The sequence below is a fragment of the Pseudomonas sp. AC136 genome (assembly GCF_979258585.1).
The window spans coordinates 4783241-4805860 of record NZ_OZ409865.1 but is presented as its reverse complement, the minus strand read 5'-3'; the positions used below and the strand labels follow the sequence as shown (position 1 = coordinate 4805860).

Sequence of the window (22620 nt, the reverse complement as noted above, 5' to 3'; positions counted from 1 at the left end):
CTGGGGGAAGGGGCGGCCTCCACGCAAATCAGAAGCTCCCCGCCGGCACCCGCACCCACCCTTCCATCAACACCCGCGCACTGCGGCTCATGATGGCTTTCTTCACCACCCACTCCCCGTTCACCTGCTGCGCCTCGGCGCCGACGCGCAAGGTGCCGGACGGATGCCCAAAGCGCACCGCCGTGCGCTCACCGCCGCCCGCCGCCAGGTTCACCAACGTGCCGGGAATCGATGCCGCAGTGCCAATGGCCACCGCCGCCGTGCCCATCATGGCGTGGTGCAGCTTGCCCATGGACAGCGCGCGCACCAGCAAATCAACGTCGCCCTTGGCCACGGTTTTGCCGCTCGAAGCGCGGTAGTCCTGCGCGTTGGCAACAAACGCCACCTTGGGGGTGTGCTGGCGGGTCAGTGCTTCTTCCGGGCTTTTGATCAGGCCCATGCGCAGCGCGCCGGCCACGCGAATGGCTTCGAAACGCTCAAGCGCGGCGGGATTGGTGTTGATGTCTTCGCGAAGTTCGGTGCCGGTGTAGCCGATGTCCTTGGCATTCACGAACACCGTGGGAATACCGGCCGTGATCATCGTCGCCTTGAAGGTGCCGATACCCGGCACTTCCAGATCGTCGACCAGGTTGCCCGTGGGAAACATCGAGCCGCCCGCCTCGCCGTCGTCCGACGGGTCGAGAAACTCCAGCACGATTTCCGCTGCGGGGAAGGTCACGCCATCCAATTCGAAGTCGCCGGTTTCCTGAACCTGACCGTTGCTTACCGGCACATGGGCGATGATGGTTTTCTGGATATTGGCCTGCCAGATGCGCACCACGCACACGCCGTTTTCGGGAATGCGCGCGGGGTCGACCAACCCGGCATGCAGCGCAAACGCGCCGGCGCCGGTGGAAAGGTTGCCGCAGTTGCCGCTCCAGTCGACGAACGCTTTGTCGATGGAAACCTGGCCGTAGAGGTAATCCACGTCGTGATCCGGCTGCGTGCTTTTCGACAAAATCACGCACTTGCTGGTACTCGACGTGGCGCCGCCCATGCCGTCGATTTGCGCGGCGTACGGATCGGGGCTGCCGATCACGCGCATAAACAAACGGTCGCGGGCCGTGCCCGGCACCTGGCAGCTTTCCGGTAAATCTTGCAGGCGGAAGAACACGCCTTTACTGGTGCCGCCACGCAGGTAGGTGGCGGGGATTTTGATTTGTGCTGGGTGAGGCATACATCGAGTCCTCGATAGTTGGAGCATTCCTTCTCCCTCAGGGAGAAGGTGCCCGAAGGGCGGATGAGGGATGTCGTAAACCAAACCCTCACCCCAACCCTCTCCCAGAGGGAGAGGGAGCTAGCCTGTTTTCACGCCACCGTCGCTTCCAGGAAGTCCTTGGCAAAGCGCTGCAACACGCCGCCCGCTTCGTACACCGACACTTCTTCGGCCGTATCCAGGCGGCAGGTCATCGGCACTTCCAGGCGTTCGCCGTTCTTCCGAGTGATAACCAAGGTCAGCGTGGCGCGCGGGGTGCGCTCGCCGATCACGTCGTACACCTCGGTACCGTCCAGGCCCAGGGTCAAGCGGTTGGTGCCGGGTTTGAACTCCAGCGGCAACACGCCCATGCCCACCAGGTTGGTGCGGTGAATACGCTCGAAGCCTTCAGCGGCAATCGCTTCCACGCCAGCCAGGCGCACGCCTTTGGCGGCCCAGTCGCGGGACGAGCCCTGACCGTAGTCGGCGCCGGCCACGATAATCAGCGGCTGCTTGCGCTCCATGTAGGTTTCGATGGCTTCCCACATGCGCGTGACCTTGCCGTCCGGCTCAATGCGCGTCAGCGAGCCCTTCTTCACCTGCCCATCCACCACGGCCATTTCGTTGACCAATTGCGGGTTGGCAAAGGTGGCGCGCTGGGCGGTCAGGTGGTCGCCGCGGTGCGTGGCGTAAGAGTTGAAATCCTCTTCCGGCAAGCCCATTTTCGCCAGGTATTCGCCGGCGGCGCTGTCCAACAGAATGGCGTTGGACGGCGACAGGTGATCGGTGGTGATGTTGTCCGGCAGCACCGCCAACGGGCGCATGCCGGTCAGGCTTCGCTCGCCGGCCAGGGCGCCTTCCCAATACGGCGGGCGACGAATATAGGTGGACTGCGGGCGCCAGTCGTACAGCGGGCTGGCCGCCTCCTCCACCGTGCCCAGGTCGAACATCGGAATGTAGATCTGCTTGAACTGCTCCGGCTTCACCGACGAGGCCACCAAGGCGTCGATTTCCTCGTCGCTTGGCCACAAGTCTTTAAGCGTGATCGGGTTGCCCGCAGCGTCATGGCCGAGCACGTCTTGCTCGATGTCGAAGCGCACGGTACCGGCGATGGCGTACGCCACCACCAACGGCGGCGAGGCCAGGAACGCTTGTTTGGCGTACGGGTGAATACGCCCGTCGAAGTTGCGGTTGCCCGACAACACGGCGGTGGCGTACAGGTCGCGGTCGATGATTTCTTGCTGAATCACCGGGTCCAGCGCGCCGGACATGCCGTTACAGGTGGTGCACGCATACGCCACGATGCCAAAACCCAACTGCTCCAGTTCGCTGAGCAAACCGGCTTCTTCCAGGTACAACTTGGCCACTTTCGAGCCCGGCGCAAACGAGGTTTTCACCCACGGTTTGCGTTGCAGGCCCAAGGCGTTGGCTTTCTTCGCGACCAGGCCGGCGGCAACGACGTTGCGCGGGTTCGAAGTGTTGGTGCAACTGGTGATGGCGGCGATGATCACCGCGCCGTCCGGCAACTTGCCCTCGGCTTCTTCGCCCTTGGCCGCCGCCAGCATGGCGTCGCCGGCAATACCGCGTTCCTGCAAAGCGCTGGTGGGCAGGCGTTTGTGCGGGTTGCTGGGGCCGGCCATGTTGCGCACTACGCTGGACAAATCGAAGCTCAGCACCCGCTCGTACTCGGCCGTTTCCAGCGCGTCGGCCCACAGGCCGGTGAGCTTGGCGTACTGCTCAACCAACGCCACTTGCTGCGGCTCGCGGCCGGTCAGCACCAAGTAATCGATGGTTTGCTGGTCGATGTAGAACATCGAGGCGGTGGCGCCGTATTCGGGGCACATGTTCGAGATGGTCGCGCGGTCGCCGATGGACAGGCTGTTGGCGCCCTCGCCGAAGAACTCTACATAGGCGCCAACCACGCGCTCCTTACGCAGGAATTCGGTAATCGCCAGCACGATGTCGGTGGCGGTGATGCCGGGCTGACGCTTGCCGGTCAGCTCGACGCCGACGATATCGGGCAGGCGCATCATCGAGGCGCGGCCGAGCATCACGGTTTCCGCTTCCAGACCGCCAACGCCAATGGCGATCACGCCCAAGGCATCCACGTGCGGGGTGTGGCTGTCGGTGCCGACGCAGGTGTCGGGGTAGGCCACGCCGTCACGCGCCATGATCACCGGGCTCATTTTCTCCAGGTTGATCTGATGCATGATGCCGTTGCCGGCCGGGATCACGTCGACGTTCTTGAACGCGGTTTTGGTCCACTCAATAAAGTGGAAACGGTCCTCGTTGCGACGCTCTTCCACGGCGCGGTTTTTCTCGAACGCATCCGGGTCGAAGCCGGCGTATTCCACGGCCAGCGAGTGGTCGACGATCAGTTGCGTCGGCACCACCGGGTTGACCTTCGCCGGGTCGCCGCCCATGTCGGCAATGGCGTCACGCAGGCCGGCCAGGTCCACCAAAGCGGTTTGACCGAGAATGTCGTGGCACACCACGCGCGCCGGGTACCAAGGGAAGTCGAGGTCGCGTTTGCGTTCGATCAGTTGCTTGAGGGAATCGGTGAGCATGGCCGGGTCGCAGCGGCGCACCAATTGCTCGGCCAGCACACGCGAGGTGTACGGCAGCTTGGCGTACGCGCCGGGCTCGATGGCATCGACCGCTTCGCGCGTGTCGAAGTAATCCAGCACGGTGCCCGGCAGGTTCTTGCGGTATTGGGTGTTCATCGCAATGCTCATGGTTATGGGCGGTCCTTGAGCGGCACGAACTTCAGGTCTTCGGGACCGGTGTAGTTGGCGCTCGGGCGAATGATTTTGCCGTCGATACGCTGCTCGATCACATGCGACGACCAGCCCGAGGTGCGGGCGATCACGAACAGTGGCGTGAACATGGCGGTGGGCACGCCCATCATGTGGTAGCTAACGGCGCTGAACCAATCGAGGTTGGGGAACATTTTCTTGATGTCCCACATGATGGTTTCCAGGCGCTCGGCAATGTCGAACATCTTGGTGTTGTTCTGCTCCGCCGACAGCTCGCGGGCCACTTCTTTAATCACTTTGTTGCGCGGGTCGGCCACGGTGTACACCGGGTGGCCGAAGCCGATCACCACTTCTTTTCTCTCAACGCGGGCGCGGATATCGGCCTCGGCTTCATCCGGGTTGTCGTAGCGTTTTTGAATTTCAAAGGCCACTTCGTTGGCGCCGCCATGCTTGGGGCCACGCAATGCGCCAATGGCGCCGGCGATGCACGAGTGCATGTCCGAGCCGGTGCCGGCGATCACCCGCGAGGTGAAAGTCGAGGCGTTGAATTCATGCTCGGCGTACAGGTTCAGCGAGGTGTGCATGGCGCGCACCCACGACTCGCGCGGCTTTTCGCCGTGCAGCAAGTGTAGGAAATGACCGCCGATGGAGTCGTCGTCGGTTTCCACATCGATGCGCTTGCCGTTGTGGCTGAAGTGGTACCAATACAACAAGGCCGAGCCCAGCGAGGCCATCAGTTTGTCGGCAATGTCGCGGGCGCCGGGGTGGTTGTGGTCGTCTTTCTCTGGCGATACGCAGCCCAGCACCGACACGGCGGTGCGCATCACATCCATCGGGTGCGCCGAGGGCGGCAGTTGTTCCAGCGAGGTTTTCAGCGCGGCCGGAATACCACGCAGCGCTTTCAGCTTGGCTTTGTAGGCGGCCAGCTCCGACACATTCGGCAGCTTGCCGTGCACCAGCAGGTGGGCGATTTCTTCGAAGTCGCAGCGGTTGGCAAAATCCAGCACGTCGTAGCCACGGTAGTGCAGGTCGTTACCGGTACGGCCGACGGTGCACAGCGCGGTATTGCCGGCGGAGGTGCCGCTCAGGGCAACTGATTTTTTGGGTTTGAAGCCCGGCGTGGTCGTCTCTGGGGTTGCGCTCATCGCGGGTATCTCCTCATCTGATCCGGTTGTAATTGTTGTTCTGACTCAGCACAGCGCTGGCCGGCCGCCGCTTCAGTCGAGCGACCGGGTGGCAATCACTTATTGGCGGCAAACAACGCGTCGAGCTTTTGCTCGAAGGCGTGGTAGTTGATGCGGTCATACAGTTCAGCACGGGTCTGCATCATTTCGATGACGTCTTTCTGGTGGCCGTTCTGGCGAATCGAGGTGTAAACACTTTCCGCCGCCTTGTTCGATGCGCGGAACGCCGACAGCGGATAAAGCTGAATGGCGACGCCGACCGAGGCCAGTTCATCGCGGGTAAACAGCGGCGTGGCGCCGAACTCGGTGATGTTGGCCAGCACCGGCACACCCAAGGCGTCGACAAAGCGCTTGTAGGTCGGCAGGTCGTAGGCGGCTTCGGCAAAGATGCCGTCGGCGCCGGCTTCCACATAGCGCAGGCAGCGTTCAATGGCAGCGTCCACGCCTTCGGCCTGAATGGCGTCGGTGCGGGCGATCAGGAAGAAATCGGCGTCGGTCTTGGCGTCGGCAGCCGCTTTTACGCGGTCGGCCATTTCTTCGGTGGAGACGATTTCCTTGCCCGGACGGTGACCACAACGTTTGGCGCCCACTTGGTCTTCAATGTGAGCCGCCGCAGCGCCGGCCTTGATCAGGCTTTTAACTGTGCGCTCGATATTGAAGGCACTCGGGCCGAAGCCGGTGTCGATGTCGACCAGCAGCGGCAGGTCGCACACGTCGGTGATGCGGCGCACGTCGGTGAGCACGTCGTCCAGGGTGTTGATGCCCAGATCCGGCAAGCCCAGGGAGCCGGCCGCTACCCCGCCACCGGACAGGTAAATGGCTTTATAACCGGCGCGTTTGGCCAGCAGCGCGTGGTTGGCGTTGATCGCGCCAATGACCTGCAACGGCGATTCAGCAGCAATGGCAGCGCGGAAACGTTGACCTGGGGTGTTGGAGCTCATGCTTCACCTCTCGTGGGGGATTTGGAAACCGCCTGCCCGGCCTGACCGGTGTAGTGGCGTTCGATATTGCGTTTGGAGGCCGCGATATGGCGGCGCATCAGCAGCTCCGCCAGCTCGCCGTCGCGCTCGGAAATGGCGTCGAGAATGCGGTGGTGCTCGGCAAACGCGTGACGCGGGCGATTGGGCGTGGCGGAAAATTGCAGGCGATACATGCGCACCAGTTGGTACAGCTCGCCGCAGAGCATCTGCGCCAGGGTTTTGTTGCCGCTGCCTTGAATGATTCGGTAGTGGAAGTCGAAGTCGCCTTCTTGCTGGTAGTAACCGACACCGGCCTGGAACGCGGCGTCGCGCTCGTGCAAATCCAGCACGCTGCGCAGCTCATCGATTTCAGTCTGGCTCATGCGCTCGGCGGCCAGGCGACAGGCCATGCCTTCGAGGGATTCGCGAATTTCGTAGAGTTCGATCAGCTCGGCGTGGCTGAGCGAAACAACGCGAGCGCCGACGTGGGGCACGCGCACCAGCAGCTTCTGGCCTTCCAGCCGGTGAATCGCCTCACGCAGCGGGCCACGGCTAATGCCATAGGTGCGCGCCAGTTCGGGTTCGGAAATCTTGCTGCCGGGGGCGATGTCGCCCTGCACGATGGCCGCCTGAATGCGGCGGAATACGTGCTCGGAGAGGGTTTCGGAGTCGACGGGAGAGTCGACTACGGATTCGAGGGCGTCTTGCATATTGTCGACACACCGATGAATATTTCGGTGAAAACTACCCGCCGAACACGCTTTCGTCAAACGTTCAGAGTGGATTGTTGACAGTATTTAAGATCGAGGTTTGCAGGAATCGCGGCTGAAGCCGCTCCTACAGGTTGGCGTTTGGTGTGGGAGCGGCTTTAGCCGCGATGCTTTTTTTGCCTCGCAACCGCCTGTCGCCGCAAAAAATCTGCATGTTAGAATGCGCCGCGCTTGAAGCCTGCCAGACTGCGCCGTGCGGGCTGCTAGACTCACTCGCCAAGCGCCAGGTGAACCTAAGCCCTTGCTGTTAACACTAAGTGACTTGATCCGGGACTGCTCCACACGGACCCCGCTGAAATTTCCACGATCCGTTTTAGGACTTATGACACTCAAGCCCTTAGCCCTCTTGTTATCGCTCGTTCTGTTGCCGGCCCTCAGCCAGGCGGCGGAAAAGGGTGTGTATGGCCTGAACGAATACGCGCAGCTCACCGACATTGATCTGCAAGTGGCGGCCAAGCTCGACACCGGCGCCAAAACCGCTTCGCTCAGTGCCCGCGACATCAAACGCTTCAAGCGCGATGGCGAAACCTGGGTGCGCTTTTACCTGGCCATCGACGACGCCCACGCGCACCCCATTGAGCGGCCGCTGGCGCGCATCAGCAAAATCAAACGCCGCGCCGGTGACTACGATCCCGACGAAGAGAAAACCTACACAGCACGTCCGGTCATCGAACTTCAGGTATGCATGGGCAAAGCCCTGCGCACCATCGAGGTCAACCTCACCGACCGCAGCGCGTTCCAGTACCCCTTATTAATTGGTTCCGAAGCGCTAAAACGCTTCGATGCCTTGGTCGACCCCAGCCTCAAATACGCCGCCGGCAAACCCGGCTGCGCGGTGGCAGAAGACAGCAGTGAGAAACAACCGGTGAGCTAAACGGCCTACCCGGCCGCGCCCGTTACACCGAAACAGCTTCAAGAACGTGAGCTCCACCGCAATGCCATTACCTGCACCGCGCCCTGCCTGGGGTCATGTGGTACAGCGACACTGACAAGATTGATTAATGGACAGGTTCCCCACATGCGCTCTCTTACCCTGCATCTGAAAGTCCTGATCGCCATTTTGGTGACCTTGGGCGTTCTGATTACGGCCTACCAGATTTTCGTCGTTGGCATTCCGATTACCGAGGATGAAACCGACGATCTGTGGAACATCGATGCCAAGGTCGAATTCCAGGCCACACCGAAAAACCCGGTGAAGGTGCAGATGTTCGTGCCGCCGCTGAGCCAGGATTATGTAAGCCTCAACGAGAGCTTCATTTCCAATAACTACGGGGTGAGCATCAACCGCGTCGACGGCAACCGTAAGGTCACCTGGTCGGCCCGTCGTGTCAGTGGCAACCAAACACTCTACTACCGCCTAGTGCTGACCAAGCGCTACAGCGGTGAAAAACCCAAAGCCAAAGGCCCGATTTTCCGCGACAGCATTGCTGTGGAAGGCGCCGAAAAAATTGCCGCCGAAGCGCTGATGGCGCCGATTCGCCAGCACTCGGCCGACATCGAAACCTTCATCAGCGAAACCATCAAACGGGTCAACAACGTCAACGATGACAACGTCAAACTGCTGCTGGCAGGCGACCTGTCGACCCCGAACAAAGCCAAAACCATCGAACTGCTGCTTTCCATCGCCCATGTGCCGATGGAGCGCGTGCACACCATTCGCCTGGTAGCGGACCAACCGCAAACCCCGGAACTGTGGCTGCGCAGCTTCAACGGCCAGGACTGGCTGTACTTCAGCCCGGAAACCGGCGAACAAGGCCTGCCGGCCGATCGCCTGGTGTGGTGGACCGGTGATGAAAACCTGGTGAGCATCGAAGGCGGGAAAAAACTTCAGGTGCGCTTCAGCCTCAACAACAGCCAGATGAACGCCATTCGCCTGGCCAAGCTGACCGACGAAAACACCGACGCCGACTTCCTCGAATACTCGCTGTACGGCTTGCCGCTGCAAACCCAGCAAACCTTCATGATCATGGTGATGATCCCCATCGGCGTGCTGGTGATTCTGGTGCTGCGTAACCTGATCGGCCTGCAAACCCTGGGTACGTTCACCCCGGTGCTGATCGCCCTCGCCTTCCGCGAAATGCAGCTGGGCTACGGCATTGCGCTGTTCACCATCATTACCGCGCTGGGCCTGTCATTACGCTCGTACCTGGAGCACCTGAAACTGCAAATGCTGCCAAGGCTGTCGGTGGTGCTGACCTTTGTGGTGGTGCTGATCGCGACCATCAGCCTGCTGAGCCATAAATTGGGCCTGGAACGCGGGCTGTCTGTCGCGCTGTTCCCGATGGTGATTCTGACCATGACCATCGAACGCCTGTCGATCACCTGGGAAGAACGTGGCGGCGGCCATGCCATGAAAGTGGCCATCGGCACGCTGTTCGCCGCCTCCCTGGCGCACCTGCTGATGACCGTGCCGGAGCTCAACTACTTCGTCTTCACCTTCCCGGCAGTGCTGCTGATTCTGGTGGGCTTCATGTTGGCCATGGGTCGTTATCGCGGCTATCGCCTGACCGAGCTGTTCCGCTTCAAAGCCTTTCTGAAGGACTGAGCCATGTTCGGCATGATCAAAACGTGGAAGGCCCTGGAAGCCAAAGGCATCATGGGCATCAACCGGCGCAACGCGGACTACGTGCTCAAGTACAACAAGCGGCACCTCTACCCGATTGTGGATGACAAGATCATCACCAAAGAGCGGGCGATTCTGGCTGGCATTCATGTGCCGGAAATGTACGGCATCATCGAAACCGAAAAGCAGATCGACAAGCTGCCGGAAATCATCGGCGACCGTCCCGACTTCGTGATCAAGCCCGCCCAGGGCGCGGGCGGCGACGGCATTCTGGTGATCGCCGACCGTTTCGAAGACCGCTACCGCACGGTGTCCGGCAAGATCGTCAGCCATGAAGAGCTTGAGCATCAGATCTCCAGCATTCTCACCGGCCTCTACTCGCTGGGCGGCCACCGCGACCGCGCGCTGATCGAATACCGGGTTACGCCGGACCAGATTTTTAAAAGCATCAGCTACGAAGGCGTGCCGGACATCCGCATTATTGTGCTGATGGGTTACCCGGTGATGGCCATGCTGCGTTTGCCGACTCGCCAATCTGGCGGCAAGGCCAACCTGCACCAGGGCGCCATTGGCGTTGGCGTCGACCTGGCCACCGGCGTCACCCTGCGCGGCACCTGGCTGAACAACAAAATCAGCAAACACCCCGACACCACCAACGCCGTGGATGGCGTACAGCTGCCCAACTGGGATGGCTTTATGAAACTGGCCGCCGGTTGCTACGAACTGTGCGGGCTGGGCTACATCGGCGTGGACATGGTGCTCGACCAGGAAAAAGGCCCGCTGATTCTGGAACTCAACGCCCGCCCCGGCTTGAACATCCAGATCGCCAACGACTGCGGCCTCACCCACCGCGCTCATGCCGTGGAAGCACGCATTGAAGAACTGACCGCCCAAGGCGTAGTGGAAACCGCCGAGGACCGCGTGAAGTTTTCTCAGAGTTTGTTTGGCAACGTGCATCGGCCAGAGATTTGATTGGCGCGTAGCGCAATAAAAAGCCCGGCACTTGCCGGGCTTTTTGTTGGCCAATCCACAGAGCCATTTCCACCAGACTCAATGAGTTTTATCGCCAGCCCCCGACCTGTAGGAGCCGCTTAAGCCGCGATTGGCCTGACCTGCAAGCGCATTCTCTCCCACCATCGCATCGCGGCTAAAGCCGCTCCCACAGGTAGCATTTCCACCAGACACAACGAGTTTTAACGCCAACCACCGACCTGTAGGAGCGGCTGGGCGGCATCCCGATTAGCCGCGATTGGCCGGGCCTGAAAACGCATTCCCTCCCTCCATCGCATCGCGGCTAAAGCCGCTCCCACAGGTAGCATTTCCACAAGACAAAAAAAATGCCCAACAGAACAAGGGGAGTGTCTGTCGGGCCGATACACGCAGGAGCGGGCGTGTGAAGTAGGAGCATTAACCAACCGGGGCGCCGCTCCAGCCGAGCGGGCGCCTCGTCAAACCATCAAGCCACTTGCGCCAGCTGCGCCTTGGCTTGATTCAAACCTTTTTCCATAAACTCGCCACCCAGGTTCAACCCCTCAGCGTGAATGAAGCTCACGTCGTGAATGCCGACAAAGCCCAACGCCTGGCGCAGGTAGGGTTCCTGGTGATCCAGACTGCTGCCGGCGTAAATGCCGCCACGGGAGGTCAGCACAAAGGCGCGTTTGCCGGTGAGCAGGCCTTGCGGGCCGGTTTCGGTGTACTTGAAGGTCACGCCGGCACGCAGCACATGGTCGAGCCACGATTTCAGCGTGCTGGGAATGGTGAAGTTGTACATCGGCGCGGCCAGCACCAGCACGTCGGCGGCGAGCAATTCATTGGTCAGGGTGTTGGAGCGAACCAGGGCGGCTTTTTCGGCGTCGCTCTGCTGGTCGGCGGGCGTCATCCAGCCGCCGAGCAGATTCATGTCCAGGTGCGGCACTTGGTCAACAGCGAGGTCACGAACGGTGATGGTGTCGCCAGGGTGGGCGGCCTGCCATTGCGCAATGAACTGCGCGGTGAGTTCGCGGGAGATCGAACCCTGGGTGCGGGCGCTGCTTTCAATCACTAAAACCTGAGACATCGGACCTGCTCCATCTGCGTTGTGCGTGCGATGGAGCTAGACTAATGCCGTATAAATCGATAAAAAAGCGTAAAAACCCGCTACAACCTATCTATTTATTTGATTTATCGCGTCGTTAACCCTAGTCTCAGCGCTAGACAGGCTTGCAGGTAACGCGGATGCGCATTTTGATGACTTGCGAGGTAAAGCGCCCGGTCAGCAACGCGTCTTTGCCGGGTTGCAGCGTGACCTTGCGGGTGCGAGGTGCTTCCGGCCCATTGCGGAAAACCGCCGAGCATTCGGCGGCGGCCCGGCCATAGTTGTAAAGCTGCACGGCCCCCATGTTGAAGTCGACTTCCTGGGTCGATGCCGACACCTCGGCGCCATTGAGCTTTTTCTCAAGCTCGATGGGAAACGCAAAGGCGGTCAATGGCACGGCACTCAAGGGCAGCGCAGCAAAGGCTAAACACAACAACTTATTCATAGTGGTCTCCGGCAGGGATCACAGCTTAGGACAAGAGGATGCGAGGATGAAAGCGCCCCGGGTAACCCTGGATCAGTGGCGAACGTTGCAAGCGGTCGTCGACCACGGCGGTTTCGCCCAGGCAGCCGAAGCGTTGCACCGCTCGCAGTCATCGGTGAGTTACACCGTGGCGCGTATGCAGGAGCAACTCGGCGTGCCGTTGCTGCGTATCGATGGGCGCAAAGCCGTGCTCACCGAGGCCGGCGATGTGCTGCTGCGCCGCTCGCGGCAACTGGTTAAGAACGCCAGCCAACTCGAAGACCTCGCCCACCACATGGAACAAGGCTGGGAAGCCGAAGTGCGTTTGGTGGTCGATGCCGCCTACCCCACCGCCCGCCTGGTTCGTGCCCTTACCGCGTTTATGCCGCAGAGCCGTGGCTGCCGCGTGCGGCTGCGTGAGGAAGTGTTGTCGGGCGTGGAAGAAGTGCTGAAAGACGGTATCGCCGACCTGGCGATCTGCGGCTTCAACGTACCCGGCTTTCTCGGCTCGGAAATGAACCCGGTGGAATTCGTCGCCGTCGCCCATCCCGAACACGCCCTGCACCGCTTGCAACGGGAAATCACCTTTCAAGACCTCGAATCCCATATGCAGGTGGTGATCCGCGACTCGGGCCGCCAACAGCCAAAAGACGTCGGCTGGCTTGGCGCCGAGCAGCGCTGGACCCTCGGAAGCCTGGCCACCGCCGCCACCTTCGTGGCCAGCGGGCTGGGCTTTGCCTGGCTGCCGCGCCACCTGATCGAGCGCGAATTGCGTGAAGGCGTGCTCAAGGAACTGCCGCTGGACCGTGGCGGCAGCCGCCACCCGACGTTCTTCCTCTATACCAACAAAGACAAACCCCTGGGCCCGGCCACGCAGATTCTTATCGAGCTGCTGCGTAACTTCGACGCCGCGCCACTGGACGCCCCATTCGCCGCACCCGCCATGCACAACTGACCCCGCAGCCGCGCTAGCCAGGAGGCACACATGCCGTATTTCGATCACGACGATTGCCAGCTGCACTACGAGGAATACGGCACCGGCGCGCCCTTGGTGCTGGTCCACGGCCTGGGCTCCAGCACCCTGGATTGGGAATACCAAACGCCCGTGCTGAGCCAGCACTACCGCGTGATCAGCCTGGATGTGCGCGGTCACGGCCGCTCCGACAAACCTAGCGAGGCCTACAGCATCAGCGGTTTTGCCGAAGACGTGGCGGCCCTGATCGAACACCTGAATTTGCCGCCGGTGCACCTGGTGGGCATTTCCATGGGCGGCATGATCGGCTTTCAGGTGGGCGTCGATTACCCGCACCTTTTGAAAAGTCTGACCATCGTCAACAGCAGTCCGGAAGTGAAGGTGAAAACGCCGAAAGACGCGCTGATGGTGGCGCAGCGCTGGACCTTATCGCGCCTGCTCAGCCTGGAAGTGATCGGCAAAAAGCTCGGCGGTTTGCTGTTTCCCAAACCCGAGCAAGTGGAGCTGCGCCTGAAGATTGAGCGGCGCTGGCCCATGAACGACAAGCGCGCCTACCTCGCCAGCCTCGACGCCATTATCGGCTGGGGCGTGCGGGAACGACTGGCGCGCATAACCTGTCCTACGCTGGTGGTTACGGCCGACCATGACTACACCTCGGTGGCCAGCAAACAGGCTTATGTCGACGAGCTGCCCAACGCTCGCCTGTTAGTGGTAGAAGATTCGCGCCACGCCACGCCCATGGATCAACCCGAGTTCTTCAATGCCCAGCTGTTGGCATTCCTCGCCGAGGTGGACCGTTAAACTGCCCGGCTACAGCTGTTCCTCCCATGCCAATAACCGGTTTCTCCACACCAATAAATAGTCCAGACAAGGTCTTCGCCATGTTGAAAAAAGCCACCCTCCTCGCCTGCTCCGTGCTGTTCGCCAGCCACCTGTTCGCCGCCGACGCGCAAGCCGGCACGCACGTGCTGCTCACCACGAGCCTGGGCGACATCGAAATCGAACTGGAAGACCAGAAAGCGCCGATCAGCACCAAAAACTTCCTCGCTTATGTGGACAAGGGCTTCTACAGCAAAACCATTTTCCACCGCGTAATTCCGGGCTTTATGGTTCAGGGCGGCGGCTTCGACACCGACATGCGCCAGAAGAACACCGACTCGCCGATCAAGAACGAAGCCGACAACGGCCTGCACAACGTGCGCGGCACGCTGGCCATGGCCCGCACCGGGGTTGTTGACTCGGCCACCAGCCAATTCTTCATCAACCAGAAAGACAATGCCTTCCTCGACCACGGCGGCCGCGACTTCGGCTATGCCGTGTTCGGCAAAGTGGTTAAAGGCATGGACATCGTCGACAAAATCGCCCAAGTACCGACCGGCCGCTACGCCGGCATGAGCGATGTGCCGAACACGCCCGTGCTGATTCTGGCCGCCAAACGCCTGTAACTTCTGCCCGCGACGCCGCGGAACGAAAGCGTAGCGAGCGACAGCAGGCAATCCGAAAGCAGACGGAAAACGAGCAGTTGGCGTTTTCCGTTTGGTTTTTCAGCGCCGCCTAACCGAGCGCAACAGCTTTTCAAGAGGTTTGTGATGTTTCGCCGTTTCGAGCAATTGATCGACATCTTCCGCCCCGCGCCCAGCGAGGCACCGCCCACGGACGTGTGGCGTTTCTACCTGTACTTTCTGCGCCAGGCCTGGCCCAGTTTTGTGGCGTTGATGATTGTCGGCCTGATCGTCGCGCTGATCGAAGTGGCGCTGTTCAGCTTTCTCGGCGACATCGTCGACTGGGCGCAAAGCACCCCACCCGCCCAATTCTTCGAGCAACACGGCACCGCGCTCCTGTGGATGGCCGCCGTCACCTTGTTGCTGCGCCCACTGTTCAACGGTTTGCACGGCCTGCTGGTGCACCAGACCATCAGCCCGAGCCTGACCAACCTGATTCGCTGGCAAAACCATAGCTACGTGCTCAAGCAGAGCCTCGGTTTTTTCCAGAACGACTTCGCCGGGCGCATCGCCCAACGCATCATGCAAACCGGCAACTCCCTGCGCGACTCCGCCGTGCAAGCCGTCGACGCGTTGTGGCATGTGCTGATTTACGCCATCAGCAGCCTGGTGCTATTTGCCGAAGCGGACTGGCGGCTGATGCTGCCGCTGCTGGCGTGGATCGTCTGCTATATCGGCTCGCTGGTGTACTTCGTGCCACGGGTGAAAGCCCGCTCGGTGATCGCGTCCGAATCGCGCTCCAAACTCATGGGCCGCATTGTCGACGGCTACACCAACATCGCCACGCTCAAGCTTTTCGCCCACACCAACTCCGAGCAGAACTACGCCCGCGAAGCGCTGCACGAACAGAACGTGACCACGCAACTGGCTGGCCGCGTGGTGACGGTGATGGACGCGGTGATTACCGCCATGAACGGCGCACTGATCGTCGGCACCACGGGGCTGGCGTTGTGGCTGTGGAGCCAGGGGCTGATCACCGTGGGCGCTATCGCTCTGGCCACTGGCCTGGTGATTCGCCTGATCAATATGTCCGGCTGGATCATGTGGGTGGTCACCGGCATTTTCGAAAACATCGGCACCGTGCAAGACGGCATGCAAACCATCGCCCAGCCGCGCAAGGTGCTCGACCGTGCCGACGCGCCGCGCCTGCAAGTGCCCCAAGGCGCCGTAAGCATGCGCAACGTCAGCTTTCACTACGGCAAAGGCGCGGGTGTGATTGGCGGGCTCGATTTGGAGATTGGCGCGGGCGAGAAAATCGGCCTAATCGGGCCATCCGGCGCGGGTAAATCCACCTTGGTGAATTTGCTGTTGCGCCTGTACGACCTGGAAGGCGGCGAGATTCTTATCGACGGTCAAAACATTGCCCACGTTGCCCAGGAAACCTTGCGCGAACGCATCGGCATGGTCACCCAGGACACCTCGCTGCTGCACCGCTCCATCCGCGACAATTTGCTGTACGGCAAACCCGACGCCACCGACGCCGAGCTGTGGGAGGCGGTGCGAAAAGCGCGGGCCAGCGAGTTTATTCCCGAACTCTCCGACGCCCAGGGTCGCTTCGGCTTTGACGCCCATGTTGGTGAGCGCGGTGTGAAGCTGTCGGGCGGCCAGCGCCAACGCATCGCCATCGCCCGCGTATTGCTCAAAGACGCGCCGATTTTGATCCTCGACGAAGCCACCTCGGCGCTGGACTCTGAAGTGGAAGCGGCCATCCAGGAAAGCCTCGACAGCCTGATGCGAGGCAAAACCGTCATCGCCATCGCCCACCGCCTTTCCACCATCGCGCGCATGGACCGCCTGGTTGTGCTCGACAAAGGCCGCATCGCAGAAAGCGGCACCCACGCCGAATTGCTGGCGCACAAAGGCCTGTATGCGCGGTTGTGGCATCACCAAACGGGCGGGTTTGTGGGGCTTGATTGATCGCGACGGTCTCACGTCCGAACCGCGAATCCTGTAGGAGAGGCGCTAGCCTGGATGTTCTCAAAGCCAGCAAAACCGTTAGCTAGCTTTCTAATATCAACGTCACCGATGCCGACTAGCAAGATCATTGATTATTCAAACCTGCCCTGCGGCTGTTTATATAAGCCCGTCGCTACCTGCGACAGAAAGCCGCAATGCAAACCTTCTCTGCCGCTTACCGAAGATTTTCGTTGCTGCTTTTAATCGACCCCCACTGTTGAGGAAAGGCCATCATGAAAATAGCTTCACTGGTTACCGCCGTTCTCTCCGGCTTCGCTCCTGGCGTGTTTGCCGATGATCTCAACCCCGCCCCGGGCGCTGGCCTGCCGGCAGTGGATTACCACTACGGCATGAAGGTTGATGTAGCCAAAGTGCTGCACCGTACCGACAACTCCGGCAAAACCGGTGTCGTGCCTGTGATCGTGGTCTACGAAGACAGCCTCGGCGAAGTGCACAAGCTGAAGTATCAAGAATGGGGCGGCCGCGCGCAGAACGGCTAACCCGCCGCCCGCCGGGCTTAGACCACCGCGCTAAGCCTGGCGAAACGGCAACAGCGTCTTCGCCTCTTCGGCGTAGGCGCGAATGCCGGCCCGTTCATCCTCAAGAAAATCCGCCACCGCATCGCGCAGTCCTGGGTGACACAAGTAGTGCCACGACTGCGTAATGACCGGCTCAAAGCCCCGAATCAACTTGTGCTCGCCCTGAGCACCGGCGTCGAAACGCTGCAAGCCCTGACTGATCGCATAGTCCATGCCCTGATAAAAACAGGTCTCGAAGTGCAAGCGATCAAACTCCGCCAGGCATCCCCAATAGCGTCCATACAAACTGTCGCCAGCCACCAGGCTGAACGCCATGGCCACCGGCCGCGCGCATTGAATGGCGAACACCACACGAATCGCCTCGGGCATGCGCTCGGCTAACAGGCTGAAGAAGGTGCGCGTCAGGTACGGCATCTGCCCGCGCACGGCGTAGGTGTTGGCGTAGCAGGCGTAGACGAAATCCCACTGCGCTTCGCTCAGCGCCTTGCCTTCGTACCACTCAAACTCAATGCCCTGCCCCGCCACCTGCTCACGCTCTTTGCGCATTTGCTTGCGCTTGCGCGAGGCGAGCACGTCGAGGAAATCGGCGAAGTCGCGATAGCCACGGTTTTGCCAATGAAACTGGCAGCCCAGACGCTGCAACCAGTTTTCGCGGCCGTCGAGCAAGGCGCTGGCCAGCTCATCGGTGAAGTTAATATGCAGGCTGGAAAGCCCTTGTGCCGGTAGATCAGCCGTTAGCGCGTTCAGCAGGAGCGAGGCGCTGTCCGGCAAGCCGAGCAGGCGCGGCCCGGTCACGGGGGAGAACGGCACGGCGCCGAGTAGCTTGGGGTAATAAGGAATGCCCGCGCGCTGGCTGGCGTCGGCCCAGCCGTGGTCGAACACGTATTCGCCGTAGGAATGGCTTTTCAAATATGCCGGCAACGCCGCCTGCAATTCGCCTTGGTCGTTCACCCACACGCGGTGCGACGCCCGCCAACCACTGCGCCCGCCAATGCTGCCGCTGTCTTCCAGCGCCGATAGAAACCCATGGCGCAAAAACGGCTGTGACTCGGGCAGCAACGCGTCCCAGGCCGAGGCGGGAATGGCGGAAAGCGAGTCGACAATGTGCACGGGCATGGGCGGTTCCACGGCGGGTTAGACGGCCCGGTCATCATAACGGCAGCTTGGCGGGTGTGGTCAAAAGCATCGAGGCTGAAGCCTCTCCTACAGGGTGTGCGCCGCGATGCGCTTATATTAATACGCGCCCATAAAAAAGCCCCGCACGAGGCGGGGCTAAAGAAAGGAGCAGAACCTTTGTTGCGTGGAGCTACAGCTTAGAACGCGTATTGAGCGCGAATTACGAAACCGTCGCCGTCGTCGTCGCCAGTGCGGCGAGCTGGAACTGGGCCAGCGGCTGCGGTGGCGTTGTAAACCTTGTCAGTTTCAGCTTTCACGTAGGTTGCGCTGATTTTCACTGCTTCGTTCGCATACCAGTTAACGCCAAGGTTGTGAACGTTCGCTTGTCTATCACCTGCGTCCAGAGTCAAACGGGTGGTAGCGTTGAGCGCGGTGTCATCTTCAACCTTGATGCCGTCGTAGCGATAGAACAGTTCCCATGCGCCAATCTGGTTGTTCGCTGGCTTCAGCGCGTCAAATTTGCCCAACTTGTAGCCACGCGCTTCGCCGGTCAGGGTATACGCAGCTTGCACGTAGTAGCCCTTGGCTTTGATGTCTTCAAAGTTCGATGCATCTGCCTTCAGTTTACGAGTCATGTACTCGCCTTGAAGGGAGAACGGACCAACAGCCCAGGCCGCTTCCAGACCCAGCGCGGTGTCATCGTCGTACGAGCCAGCAACAGTGTTGTTGCTGCCAGCGAAGATAACGCGGTTGCCGTTAACTGCGCCGGCATCGTTACCGCCAGTGGTTTCTACGCCACGCATGCCCAAACGGCTACGGAAACGGGTGTCAATGATCGAGTCGGAAACGTCGCGGCGGGCGGCGCTGAAGCCGAAGTGCAACACGTTGCCAGCGTCGTGCAACGGGGCGAATACGCCGCGAAGGTTAACCTGCTTGTTAGCATCGCCGTCGGTGTCGTTGTTGTCTTTCGAGAACGCACCAGCAGAAACGTAGATCGAGTCGCCAATAACGCTGGACGCTTGCAAGCCCATGCCGTTCTGGTGGCTGTTGGCCCAGTCGATGATGTCGTAGAAGGCGTTACGCTCAGGCGCAGTCACCCACTTGGAGCTGGTGGCTTTTTCCAGACCGAACTCTGGGTCGAAGCGGCCCACTTTGATGGCAGTTGGGTTGAAGCCGATGTAAGTGATGGAAGCTTCGTCGAAGTAACCGTCATCAGCACTACCGGAGTTGTGCGAGAAATCGTAGTTGATGTTGTACAGCCAGTCGCTGAACGCGATGCCGGAGAACTCAAGGAATGCGCGACGGAAGTAGGCGGCGTCAGCGGTGTCACCGTTCTTGGTGTAAATACCGTCGAAGCGGCTGTAGTCAGCTTGCAGACGGCCGCCGATTTTGAAACCGAACGACTTGTCAGTAGTAGCCACTTCAAGGCCACCTTTAGTTTTTACAACGATGTCAGCGCCGTCAGTAGTAACGGTACCGGCGAAAGCCTGGGCGGAAATGGCCAGGGCCAGGGCGCTGGCGGCAATACCGGCGAAGTGCTTACGGATCATCGAAGAATTCCCCTATTGGTCTTTGAAATACACCCGAGCGGCTGGCTCGTTTGTGCTGGGGGAATACTGGCGGGGGGTTATTTCAGCTCAGTTGCTTTTATATAAATGTTTTATGACAAAGGAACTTTTTTACTTCTAATAGGAATAACCATCCAGACGCTCTAGCACGATGGTTTCAGCCGTTTTTCTGGCACGGTGCCAGCACCGGAGTTTTCCATTTCGGCTAAAACATGGCTGTCACAAAGCGGGAATGTGACAACCGCCTGTCTGCGTGGTCGAGCATCATCTACGAGGGCAAATGGCATCCCAGGCGCACTAAAAACTGTCAAAACAGCAGCCATTAACATATCGATCTATTCGATAATTCAAGGGCGAAAATTGCGCTATTCAGTCATATCAAACCGATAGATCATGGCACCCAACACCAGCGGCATCCCACCGTCTGACTTGCGCTTTGCAGCACAGACCAGACCCAACGAGCGCCACCTGGCTAACCAACGGAGGACACAAGTCATGATCGAACGTCGACCTTTTGAGCAGATGGGTGGTGCCAACCATGGCTGGCTGAACGCTCGCCATCACTTCTCGTTTGCCGAGTATTACGATCCGAGCCGGATGAACTGGGGCCAATTGCGCGTGTGGAACGACGATGAAATCGCTCCGCAAAGCGGCTTCCCCCGTCACGCGCACCGGGACATGGAAATCATCACCTACGTACGTGAAGGTGCCATTACTCACCAGGACAACCTGGGCAACAAAGGCCGCACCGAAGCCGGTGATGTGCAGGTAATGAGTGCGGGCACGGGCATCGCCCACAGCGAGTACAACCTTGAGGATGAAACCACCAAGATCTTCCAGATCTGGATTCAGCCCACCGAGTTCAACTCGCCACCGTCGTGGGGCGCCAAGCCGTTTCCTAAAGGCGAACGCGCCGGTGCATTCGTGACCCTGGCCAGCGGTGACAAAGACGACGGCGAAGCGCTGCACATCCGTGCCGACGCCCGCTTGAGTGCGGCGACACTGAAGGCCGGTCAGCAAACCGAATACCGCCTTGGCACCCATCGCAAGGCGTATCTGGTAGCGGCCAGCGGTGTGATCAGCGTCAACGGCGTGCAAGCCAACGCCCGCGACGGCGTGGCGGTCAGCGGTGAAGAGGTGTTGGTCTTCAATGCCGTGGAAGATGCCGAAATCATCCTGGTGGATGTGGCCTGATTCCCAGCCTCGCGCAGTAAAAGAAGCAGCCTTCGGGCTGCTTTTTTTTGTCCCCTCGCCCGCTTTCTGTAGGAGAGGCTTCAGCCTCGATTCGTGCAAAAGACTTTCCTCGTTGCGCTCAAGAGTGCAGCCGCGCCCATCTCACGCTAGGCTACGGCTCCATTTGCGCCGGAGCTGCCGCCATGAGCCAAGACATCGAAGCAAGCCAGGAAACGGTCAACCCCGCCCCCGCCGTAGAACCACTCACTGCCACCGAAGCCCGCGTGCTCGGTTGCCTGGTCGAGAAGCAAGCCACCACGCCCGAAACCTACCCGCTCACGCTCAACGCAGTGGTGCTGGCGTGTAACCAAAAAACCAGCCGCGAGCCGGTGATGAACCTGACCCAGGGCCAGGTCGCCCAAGCGTTGCGTGCGCTTGAAGGGCGCGGCATGGCGCGGCTGGTGATGGGCAGTCGCGCGGATCGTTGGGAACACCGAGCCGACAAAGCACTGGAGCTGGTGCCGGCCCAGGTGATTTTGTTGAGTCTGCTGCTACTGCGCGGGCCGCAAACGCTGAATGAACTGCTCACCCGCAGCTCGCGCATGCACAACTTTGACGATGTGGAAGCGTTGCAGCACCAGCTGGAACGCCTCGCCAGCCGTGGCTTGGCGGTACACGTTCCGCGTCAGGCGGGGCAGCGGGAAGACCGGTATATGCATTTGCTCGCCAGCCCTGAGGAATTGGCGGCGGCGATTGCCAGCAGTGGGCGCAGTGAACGCAGCGAAGGGGCGGCGCCCTCGCAGTCGCGCATTGATGAGTTGGAAGAGCGTGTGGCGCAGTTGGAGGCGCGGTTGGCGGCGTTGGAGCAGGCTAACGGGTGATTGCGCGTTTCTTGATGGCCCGAGTAGAGGCCGGCCCTCACCCCTAGCCCCTCTCCCGCAAGCGGGAGAGGGGAACAGAACTGGGTCGCGGCGAATAATTCGGTCAGCCTCCCGCCAGCATGCGGGACAGCGAACGGGATTGGGTCGCGGCGACTCACTCGGTCGGCTCCCTCGCCCGCTTGCGGGAGAGGGTTGGGTTGAGGGGCCGTTGATGCTGACTTATCCCGCACATAAAAAAACCGGCACTAGGCCGGTTTTTTTATCTAGCAAACCTCAATCAATCCAACATCCCAACATGCTTCGGATGGCTCGCCACCCGCTCCAACCAGGCGCGCACCGCCGGGTACGGTTCCAGGTCGAAGCCGCCTTCATGGGCCACGTGGGTGTAGGCGTACAGCGCGATATCGGCGATGGAGTAATGATCGCCCACCAGATAATGAGTCAGCTTCAGTTGCTGCTCCATCACCTTCAGCGCCTTGTATCCGCCCTTGCGGGTCGATTCATATTCGGCGCGGCGCTCTTCGGGCAATCCTTGGTACAGCTTGATAAACCGCGCCACGGCGATGTACGGCTCATGGCTGTACTGCTCGAAAAACTGCCACTGCAGCACTTGTGTGCGCAGGCGCGGTTCGGTGGGCAGGAATTCGCTGCCGTCGGCGAGGAAATTCAGAATCGCGTTGGACTCCCACAAGCACGTGCCGTCTTCAAATTGCAGCACGGGAATCTTGCCGTTGGGGTTCATGGCGAGAAATTCCGGGGTCTGGGTTTCGCCCTTGAGAATGTCCACCGGCACCCACTTCGACTCTTTGCCGAGCAGGTGCAGCATCAATTTGACCTTGTAGCAGTTGCCGGAGAGGTAATCGCCGTAAACCTTGTACATAGCAACCTCCTGTAGTGCCTGTTCGGTGA

Annotated in this window: 20 protein-coding genes; 10 read left to right on the top strand and 10 right to left on the bottom strand. The window is 60.4% G+C overall.

The features are described from left to right. Window positions 1-28 precede the first annotated feature (28 nt). The 5 genes from prpF to ACZZZU_RS21465 all read right to left on the bottom strand — a co-directional run bounded on the left by prpF (window position 29) and on the right by ACZZZU_RS21465 (window position 6843). Entirely contained in the window at window positions 29-1216 is a 1188-nt protein-coding gene (prpF, locus tag ACZZZU_RS21485) for a 2-methylaconitate cis-trans isomerase PrpF (protein ID WP_463551759.1), read from the bottom strand. 131 nt (window positions 1217-1347) lie between these two features. Continuing rightward, window positions 1348-3957 (bottom strand): Fe/S-dependent 2-methylisocitrate dehydratase AcnD, encoded by a 2610-nt coding sequence (gene acnD / locus ACZZZU_RS21480; protein WP_463552172.1) that lies wholly within the window; start codon window positions 3955-3957, stop codon window positions 1348-1350. A gap of 14 nt (window positions 3958-3971) precedes the next feature. Next, entirely contained in the window at window positions 3972-5135 is a 1164-nt protein-coding gene (gene prpC / locus ACZZZU_RS21475; protein WP_463551758.1) for a bifunctional 2-methylcitrate synthase/citrate synthase, read from the bottom strand. Between the two features lie 95 nt (window positions 5136-5230). Next, on the bottom strand, window positions 5231-6115 hold the full coding sequence (prpB, locus tag ACZZZU_RS21470; protein ID WP_463551757.1) for a methylisocitrate lyase: 885 nt from the start codon (window positions 6113-6115) through the stop codon (window positions 5231-5233). After that, complete coding sequence (locus ACZZZU_RS21465) at window positions 6112-6843, bottom strand: GntR family transcriptional regulator (protein ID WP_463551756.1); 732 nt, start codon at window positions 6841-6843, stop codon at window positions 6112-6114. The genes prpB and ACZZZU_RS21465 overlap by 4 nt, the downstream gene beginning before the upstream one ends. Before the next feature lie 382 nt (window positions 6844-7225). Between ACZZZU_RS21465 and rloA the strand changes: the two genes are divergently transcribed. The 3 genes from rloA to ACZZZU_RS21450 all read left to right on the top strand — a co-directional run bounded on the left by rloA (window position 7226) and on the right by ACZZZU_RS21450 (window position 10438). Continuing rightward, entirely contained in the window at window positions 7226-7777 is a 552-nt protein-coding gene (gene rloA / locus ACZZZU_RS21460) for a retropepsin-like aspartic peptidase RloA (protein ID WP_122492491.1), read from the top strand. A 144-nt stretch (window positions 7778-7921) separates the two neighbouring features. Continuing rightward, window positions 7922-9448 (top strand): osmotic stress tolerance membrane protein RloB, encoded by a 1527-nt coding sequence (gene rloB, locus ACZZZU_RS21455; RefSeq protein WP_463551755.1) that lies wholly within the window; start codon window positions 7922-7924, stop codon window positions 9446-9448. A 3-nt stretch (window positions 9449-9451) separates the two neighbouring features. Further along, window positions 9452-10438: an alpha-L-glutamate ligase-like protein gene (locus ACZZZU_RS21450; RefSeq protein ID WP_122492493.1), complete on the top strand. Its 987-nt coding sequence runs from the start codon at window positions 9452-9454 to the stop codon at window positions 10436-10438. Between the two features lie 484 nt (window positions 10439-10922). Here ACZZZU_RS21450 and ACZZZU_RS21445 read toward each other — a convergent pair whose 3' ends face one another. Beyond that, window positions 10923-11522, bottom strand: coding sequence for an FMN-dependent NADH-azoreductase (locus ACZZZU_RS21445; protein ID WP_463382089.1), 600 nt, complete (start codon window positions 11520-11522; stop codon window positions 10923-10925). Between the two features lie 133 nt (window positions 11523-11655). Next, entirely contained in the window at window positions 11656-11985 is a 330-nt protein-coding gene (locus ACZZZU_RS21440) for a 3-phosphoglycerate kinase (RefSeq protein WP_463551754.1), read from the bottom strand. Window positions 11986-12031: 46 nt separating this feature from the next. Between ACZZZU_RS21440 and ACZZZU_RS21435 the strand changes: the two genes are divergently transcribed. From ACZZZU_RS21435 to ACZZZU_RS21415, 5 genes are all read left to right on the top strand, one after another. Further along, the gene (locus ACZZZU_RS21435) at window positions 12032-12958 is read left to right on the top strand and encodes a LysR family transcriptional regulator (protein WP_122492496.1); all 927 of its coding nucleotides are present in this window, start codon (window positions 12032-12034) and stop codon (window positions 12956-12958) included. Between the two features lie 30 nt (window positions 12959-12988). Beyond that, window positions 12989-13777 carry an alpha/beta fold hydrolase gene (locus ACZZZU_RS21430; RefSeq protein ID WP_463551753.1) on the top strand — a complete coding sequence of 263 codons (789 nt, stop codon included), beginning with the start codon at window positions 12989-12991 and terminating at the stop codon, window positions 13775-13777. 80 nt (window positions 13778-13857) lie between these two features. Continuing rightward, a complete protein-coding gene (locus ACZZZU_RS21425) occupies window positions 13858-14421 on the top strand; it encodes a peptidylprolyl isomerase (RefSeq protein WP_463382086.1) in 564 nt (187 codons plus the stop codon). A gap of 141 nt (window positions 14422-14562) precedes the next feature. Beyond that, window positions 14563-16395 (top strand): ABC transporter ATP-binding protein, encoded by a 1833-nt coding sequence (locus tag ACZZZU_RS21420; protein WP_463551752.1) that lies wholly within the window; start codon window positions 14563-14565, stop codon window positions 16393-16395. A gap of 272 nt (window positions 16396-16667) precedes the next feature. Beyond that, entirely contained in the window at window positions 16668-16934 is a 267-nt protein-coding gene (locus ACZZZU_RS21415; RefSeq protein WP_122492500.1) for a DUF2790 domain-containing protein, read from the top strand. Window positions 16935-16964: 30 nt separating this feature from the next. On the opposite strand, the gene ACZZZU_RS21410 is transcribed toward ACZZZU_RS21415, so the two are convergent. Continuing rightward, window positions 16965-18089 carry a GNAT family N-acetyltransferase gene (locus ACZZZU_RS21410; protein ID WP_463551751.1) on the bottom strand — a complete coding sequence of 375 codons (1125 nt, stop codon included), beginning with the start codon at window positions 18087-18089 and terminating at the stop codon, window positions 16965-16967. 197 nt (window positions 18090-18286) lie between these two features. Beyond that, a complete protein-coding gene (locus ACZZZU_RS21405; protein ID WP_463382083.1) occupies window positions 18287-19639 on the bottom strand; it encodes an OprO/OprP family phosphate-selective porin in 1353 nt (450 codons plus the stop codon). Window positions 19640-20152: 513 nt separating this feature from the next. On the opposite strand from ACZZZU_RS21405, the gene ACZZZU_RS21400 reads away from it, so the two are divergent. Both ACZZZU_RS21400 and ACZZZU_RS21395 read left to right on the top strand, forming a co-directional pair. Beyond that, entirely contained in the window at window positions 20153-20851 is a 699-nt protein-coding gene (locus ACZZZU_RS21400) for a pirin family protein (protein ID WP_463551750.1), read from the top strand. A gap of 182 nt (window positions 20852-21033) precedes the next feature. Continuing rightward, complete coding sequence (locus ACZZZU_RS21395) at window positions 21034-21711, top strand: YceH family protein (RefSeq protein WP_463551749.1); 678 nt, start codon at window positions 21034-21036, stop codon at window positions 21709-21711. A gap of 277 nt (window positions 21712-21988) precedes the next feature. On the opposite strand, the gene ACZZZU_RS21390 is transcribed toward ACZZZU_RS21395, so the two are convergent. Continuing rightward, the gene (locus ACZZZU_RS21390; RefSeq protein WP_463551748.1) at window positions 21989-22591 is read right to left on the bottom strand and encodes a glutathione S-transferase family protein; all 603 of its coding nucleotides are present in this window, start codon (window positions 22589-22591) and stop codon (window positions 21989-21991) included. Between the last annotated feature and the right edge of the window lie 29 nt (window positions 22592-22620).

Coding starts and splice junctions, on each gene's coding strand:
- prpF (WP_463551759.1), bottom strand. CDS start 1,216: ATGCCTCACCCAGCACAAATCAAAATCCCCGCCACCTACCTGCGTGGC.
- acnD (WP_463552172.1), bottom strand. CDS start 3,957: ATGAACACCCAATACCGCAAGAACCTGCCGGGCACCGTGCTGGATTAC.
- prpC (WP_463551758.1), bottom strand. CDS start 5,135: ATGAGCGCAACCCCAGAGACGACCACGCCGGGCTTCAAACCCAAAAAA.
- prpB (WP_463551757.1), bottom strand. CDS start 6,115: ATGAGCTCCAACACCCCAGGTCAACGTTTCCGCGCTGCCATTGCTGCT.
- ACZZZU_RS21465 (WP_463551756.1), bottom strand. CDS start 6,843: ATGCAAGACGCCCTCGAATCCGTAGTCGACTCTCCCGTCGACTCCGAA.
- rloA (WP_122492491.1), top strand. CDS start 7,226: ATGACACTCAAGCCCTTAGCCCTCTTGTTATCGCTCGTTCTGTTGCCG.
- rloB (WP_463551755.1), top strand. CDS start 7,922: ATGCGCTCTCTTACCCTGCATCTGAAAGTCCTGATCGCCATTTTGGTG.
- ACZZZU_RS21450 (WP_122492493.1), top strand. CDS start 9,452: ATGTTCGGCATGATCAAAACGTGGAAGGCCCTGGAAGCCAAAGGCATC.
- ACZZZU_RS21445 (WP_463382089.1), bottom strand. CDS start 11,522: ATGTCTCAGGTTTTAGTGATTGAAAGCAGCGCCCGCACCCAGGGTTCG.
- ACZZZU_RS21440 (WP_463551754.1), bottom strand. CDS start 11,985: ATGAATAAGTTGTTGTGTTTAGCCTTTGCTGCGCTGCCCTTGAGTGCC.
- ACZZZU_RS21435 (WP_122492496.1), top strand. CDS start 12,032: ATGAAAGCGCCCCGGGTAACCCTGGATCAGTGGCGAACGTTGCAAGCG.
- ACZZZU_RS21430 (WP_463551753.1), top strand. CDS start 12,989: ATGCCGTATTTCGATCACGACGATTGCCAGCTGCACTACGAGGAATAC.
- ACZZZU_RS21425 (WP_463382086.1), top strand. CDS start 13,858: ATGTTGAAAAAAGCCACCCTCCTCGCCTGCTCCGTGCTGTTCGCCAGC.
- ACZZZU_RS21415 (WP_122492500.1), top strand. CDS start 16,668: ATGAAAATAGCTTCACTGGTTACCGCCGTTCTCTCCGGCTTCGCTCCT.
- ACZZZU_RS21410 (WP_463551751.1), bottom strand. CDS start 18,089: ATGCCCGTGCACATTGTCGACTCGCTTTCCGCCATTCCCGCCTCGGCC.
- ACZZZU_RS21405 (WP_463382083.1), bottom strand. CDS start 19,639: ATGATCCGTAAGCACTTCGCCGGTATTGCCGCCAGCGCCCTGGCCCTG.
- ACZZZU_RS21400 (WP_463551750.1), top strand. CDS start 20,153: ATGATCGAACGTCGACCTTTTGAGCAGATGGGTGGTGCCAACCATGGC.
- ACZZZU_RS21395 (WP_463551749.1), top strand. CDS start 21,034: ATGAGCCAAGACATCGAAGCAAGCCAGGAAACGGTCAACCCCGCCCCC.
- ACZZZU_RS21390 (WP_463551748.1), bottom strand. CDS start 22,591: ATGTACAAGGTTTACGGCGATTACCTCTCCGGCAACTGCTACAAGGTC.